Genomic DNA, 5237 nt, shown 5'->3' with positions numbered 1-5237 from the left:
AATTATTATGGGACAAGATGTCCGAATAATTCATCCACAGGCGCGCTTTTCATCTTGTGGGAATTGCCAAAGAATAACACATAAGACAATGTAAACAATGAGGTTTTTACCGTATCCTACAGTGCTAATGTCGCGAAGGAACTCCGCATTTTAAAATAAAGTGGACATTGATTAATATTTAATCGACCTGTACTTGGATACAGTATTAACGGACTAAATAATTACGTTTATCTTTTGTACTTGAAATTACATGTTTGTTAGAAAATATCGCTGCTATAGCCACAAAAACAAAAACGCCCACCTATTAAAGGTTGGCGTTTCTTATTTAAGAGGTGTTTTAAGCGAATTGGTTCATGGTGTTGTTTTCACCAGAAGCTTTCAATGCCTGATCGCCAGAGAAGTACTCTTTATGGTCATCACCAATGTTGGAGCCAGACATATCTTGGTGTTTAACCGATGCCAAGTCTTGGCGAATTTCCTTACGCTGCACTTCTCGTACATAGGCCAACATGCCTTTCTCGCCGAAGTAGTCTTTTGCAAGGTTGTCGGTCGATAGTGCCGCTGTGTGGTACGTAGGCAGTGTAATCAAATGGTGGAAGATGCCCGCCTCTCTTGATGCATCGCGTTGGAAGCTTTGAATCTTCTCGTCTGCTGCCATTGCCAGTTCAGAATCATCGTATACGCTGCTCATCAATTTTTCGCGCTCGTAGCTTGATACGTCTTTACCTTCAGATGCCCACGCATCAAACACTTGCTGACGGAAATTCAGTGTCCAGTTGAACGACGGGCTGTTGTTGTAAACCAGCTTCGCGTTCGGGATCACTTCACGAATCCGGTTAACCATTCCGGCAATTTGCTGAACATGAGGTTTCTCTGTTTCAATCCAAAGTAGATCTGCACCGTTTTGAAGTGAAGTGATGCAATCCAGAACCACACGATCTTCACCAGTATTTGGTTTAAAACGAATCAGACCATTTGGCAGGCGTGTCGGTTTCAGGTATTTGTCGCCCTGCTTCATCACCATATCGCCACTTTCTAACTGGTCCAGAGATCTGATTTCTTCACCGTCAATGAACGCGTTGTACTGGTCAGCCAAGTCACCTGGTGTTTGTGACACAGGGATTTTTTGAGTCAGACCAGCGCCCAATGAATCAGTACGGGCAACAATTACGCCGTCGTCAACACCTAGTTCTAGGAAGGCGTAACGAACTGCATTGATTTTCGCGAGGAAGTCTTCATGTGGCACGGTTACTTTACCGTCTTGGTGACCACATTGTTTGGCGTCGGAAACCTGGTTTTCAATCTGGATACAGCAAGCGCCTGCTTCAATCATCTTTTTCGCCAACAGATAGGTGGCTTCTTCATTACCAAAACCGGCATCGATATCCGCAACGATTGGCACAATGTGCGTTTCAAAATTGTCGATTTGATTTTGGACTGCTTGCGCTTTTACGGTATCACCGGAATTGCGTGCCGCATCCAGATCTTTGTACAGATGGTTGAGCTCACGTGCATCCGCTTGTTTCAGGAAGGTGTATAGCTCTTCGATTAACATTGGAACCGTGGTTTTCTCGTGCATGGATTGATCAGGCAGTGGACCGAATTCTGAACGAAGTGCCGCGACCATCCAGCCAGACAGGTACAGGTACCGGCCGCGCGTTGTCTCGAAATGCTTCTTAATAGAAATCATTTTCTGCTGACCGACAAATCCATGCCAGCAACCGAGTGACTGCGTGTAGTTCGCGCTGTCGTTGTCGTAAGATTCCATGTCTTCACGCATGATTTTTGCGGTGTATCTTGCAATATCTAACCCCGTTCTGAAGCGGTTCTGTAATCGCATACGCGCTACGTATTCAGGGTTGATCGCTGCCCAGGTCTGACCTTGTTGTTGGATCAATTCATCGGCATTTGAGGTCTCGGTTCTGTAGTTTTCCATGCTATCCCTCTTTTTATAGTCTTGTTGTGTTCACGTTATTGGATGATTGTTTGTACTTATGAGTATTTTGCTTGCTTTCGGTATTCATGAAGAAGAGGCTCTGTATAACCACTTGGCTGAGCTGCTCCTTTAAATATCAGTGCTCTGGCGGCTTGGTACGCGGTGCTGGATTCAATGTCTGGCGTCATTGGAACGTAACCCGCTTCGCCTTCATTTTGAGCATCCACCACTTCTGCCATTCGTGCCAAAATGCGTTCAACCTGATCTTTCTTGCACACTTTGTGCGCTAACCAGTTGGCAATGTGCTGGCTGGAAATTCGAAGTGTGGCGCGGTCTTCCATTAAACCGACATTATTAATGTCTGGCACTTTGGAGCACCCCACGCCCATTTCCACCCAACGAACCACGTACCCCAGAATGCCTTGAATGTTGTTTTCCAGTTCTTTCTCGATGTCTTCTGTGGTCAGGTTGGTTTCTTGCGGCATTAATGCAATTTTGAGCATGTTGCCTTTGAGCGAAGCGGTGTCGATTTCCAGCGCTTGTTGGCAATCGAACACGTTTACTCTGTGGTAATGCATAGAGTGAAGCGTCGCGGCTGTTGGTGAAGGCACCCATGCTGTTGTTGCACCAGATTGAGGATGAGCAACTTTTTGCTTCATCATCTCTGCCATTTCGTCTGGCATTGCCCACATCCCTTTTCCGATCTGAGCTTTACCAGAGAAACCGCAAGCAAGACCGACCGATACGTTGTTTTGCTCGTATGCAGCAATCCAAGGCTGGTTTTTGATCTCACCTTTAGGAAGAAACGGACCGGCTTCCATACTGGTATGAATTTCGTCACCAGTGCGGTCCAAAAATCCCGTGTTGATGAACACCACCCGCTCTTTTGCCTGGCGTATACACTCTTTAAGATTCAAAGAAGTGCGGCGTTCTTCGTCCATAATCCCGATTTTTAAAGTGTAGGGTTCGAGACCTAACATGGACTCAACACGGCTGAACAGCTCACAGGAGAACGCGACCTCTTCAGGTCCGTGCATCTTGGGCTTCACTATGTAGATACTTCCCGTTCTGCTGTTCGTTACTCGGCAGGCGCCGGAATTTTTGATGGCAATACTGCCTATCAGTGACGTAACGATGGCATCCATAATGCCTTCTGGTACTTCATTGCCCTCTTCGTCGGTCATCAGGTCGATACCCATTAAGTGACCCACATTACGAATCATCAGGAGTGAGCGACCGTGAAGCACGTAGTCATCTCCATTTCGACCGGTAAATACTTTGTCTTCTGCAAGGCTGCGAGTCAGTGTTTTACCGCCTTTACTGAATTCGGATTTTAGTGATCCGGTCACTAATCCTAGCCAGTTTGAATAAGCTTCTACCTTATCTTCGCCATCTACCGCTGCGATTGAGTCTTCAAAATCCAGAATGGTCGACATGGCAGATTCGATCTGAATGTCATCAATCCCCGCTAAATCCTGACTGCCAATGGTTCCGCAGCTATTAATGATGATTTCTACATGCAGCCCATTATTTTTAAGAACAATCGAGGTAGGCTCTCTGTCTAAATCGCTTGCGGCAACAAATTGACCCGGATCTTTTAGACCTGTTTGCGTTCCATCTGGGAAGAAGGCCAACAGGTTTTTAAAGTAAACGGTGTAGCTTTCAACGTCGTGGTGCGAGCCTTCATTCAACGGGAAGGTTTCATCCAGAAAATCTTTTGCGAAAGCGATGACTTTCTTCCCGCGTGCCGGATTGTATTTTTTCCCCGCCTGCATTCCTGCGCTTGATTTCGGAATAACATTGGTTCCGTATAACGCGTCGTACAAACTTCCCCATCGTGCGTTTGCGGCATTCAAGGCAAAGCGTGCATTGCGAATTGGTACAACAAGCTGCGGACCTGCAATTCTTGCGATTTCATCGTCTACGTTGCGTGTTTCAATTTGGAAGTCCTGACCTTCTTCTTCTAGGTAACCAATGTCTTTCAGGAACTCTTGATACTGGTTTTGTGAAAAAGAACGATTGTCACGATGATACTCATCAATCTTGGTTTGCAGTTCATGGCGCTTTGCAAGGAGAGCCTGATTGACCGGAGCAAGGTCCGAGACCAGTTTCGTCACGTTATTCCAAAACTCGTTTGCGTCTAATTCTGTGTAAGGCAGTACTTCTTGGTTAATAAACTCATAGAAGCCTTGATGAAATTGACATTCCTTTGTTTGCAGTAGATTCATCGCTTCGTCCCTCGTGACCGTTCTCTTCTTTTGCGTTATTTCCATAATGAAAGTGTTGATTAAGTGAGCAACCTCTCTTTTTGGTTACGTTTTGCTCGCTTATTGTTCTCTATACATTCACTTTAACCAAATATTTACTAAAATTTCACAAAGAAAATTTCACAATGTAAATTTTACAACTATGAAAAATACAAAAAGTCTATTTAGACAATCCCACTTTCTTGGGACAAAAATCCGTAACCTACGGAAAAGAAACAATTTAACGCTGGAAGATCTGTCGTCACGCTGTGTAAAACTGGATCCTGAATCTGCTCCGTCTGTCTCGTATCTGTCGATGATTGAACGCGGAAAACGGGTACCCAGTGAAGATATGCTGGAAGTGATCGCCTCTGTTTTTCAGAAAAATGTACAGTGGTTTCTGGATGATGCGCATGAACAGCAAGAGATTGTTCCCGAAAAAGGAAGCCGGGGTGGTATTCGGGGAATGGCACTGGAGCCAAGCTTTCTTTTCTCGAATGAAATCCTGCAAATTGCGATTCCAGAAATGCTTTCTCAGACTGGTACAACGGGCAGACAGTTCGCGCACCTGCTGATTCGTGCTCATCAGGAACACCACCAGAATCACTTTCCTGACTTAGAGCGGGCAGCAGAGGAGATCGGCAAAAAGCGGATGCCACTCAGCGTGGATGATCTGCTGGAGATCTGTGACAACATTGGTCTGAAAATTAAATGGTTCGATGAGACGCCTGAAACCAGCATCAGCTCAAATGGTGTTGAAATTAAGCGAGTGGTTCGATCGTATTTTGAAGCACCCGATGTTCTTCACATGAATAAGATGCTGAAAAAGGATGCGATTCGACTAAAGTACGACCTTGCGGTGAACATTGGTCATATGGTGTTGCACGACGGTGACGGTGAAAAGAGTATGGTTATCGCAGACAGTAACCCCAGCTATGGTGTTCGCGATCAGTCAAACCCCGGTGGATCAGTAGAACTAGATTCCACAAAGATTCTTCATGCGTGGCGTGACTTCGAGTGCTTCCTTTTTTGCTGGTGCACTACTCTGCCCCAGA

At 45.6% G+C, this 5237-nt stretch carries 2 protein-coding genes and 1 pseudogene; 1 reads left to right on the top strand and 2 read right to left on the bottom strand.

The features are described 5' to 3' along the window. Nucleotides 1-337: 337 nt before the first annotated feature. Nucleotides 338-1936, bottom strand: a complete 1599-nt coding sequence (locus RH89_RS12555) for an isocitrate lyase (protein WP_004402279.1) — start codon at nucleotides 1934-1936, stop codon at nucleotides 338-340. Between the two features lie 56 nt (nucleotides 1937-1992). After that, nucleotides 1993-4164: a malate synthase G gene (locus tag RH89_RS12550; RefSeq protein ID WP_004402278.1), complete on the bottom strand. Its 2172-nt coding sequence runs from the start codon at nucleotides 4162-4164 to the stop codon at nucleotides 1993-1995. 181 nt (nucleotides 4165-4345) lie between these two features. Here RH89_RS12550 and RH89_RS12545 point away from each other — a divergent pair. Then, nucleotides 4346-5237 (top strand): annotated as a pseudogene (locus RH89_RS12545) (helix-turn-helix domain-containing protein); the annotation flags it as partial.

The sequence above is a fragment of the Vibrio nigripulchritudo ATCC 27043 genome, from assembly GCF_000222685.1.
Lineage (GTDB): Bacteria > Pseudomonadota > Gammaproteobacteria > Enterobacterales > Vibrionaceae > Vibrio > Vibrio nigripulchritudo.
This window is presented reverse-complemented; position numbering and strand designations above follow the sequence as displayed.

Excerpts from the sequence above, each read along its gene's own strand:
- RH89_RS12550 (WP_004402278.1), bottom strand. The coding sequence starts at position 4,164 with ATGAATCTACTGCAAACAAAGGAATGTCAATTTCATCAAGGCTTCTAT.
- RH89_RS12555 (WP_004402279.1), bottom strand. The coding sequence starts at position 1,936 with ATGGAAAACTACAGAACCGAGACCTCAAATGCCGATGAATTGATCCAA.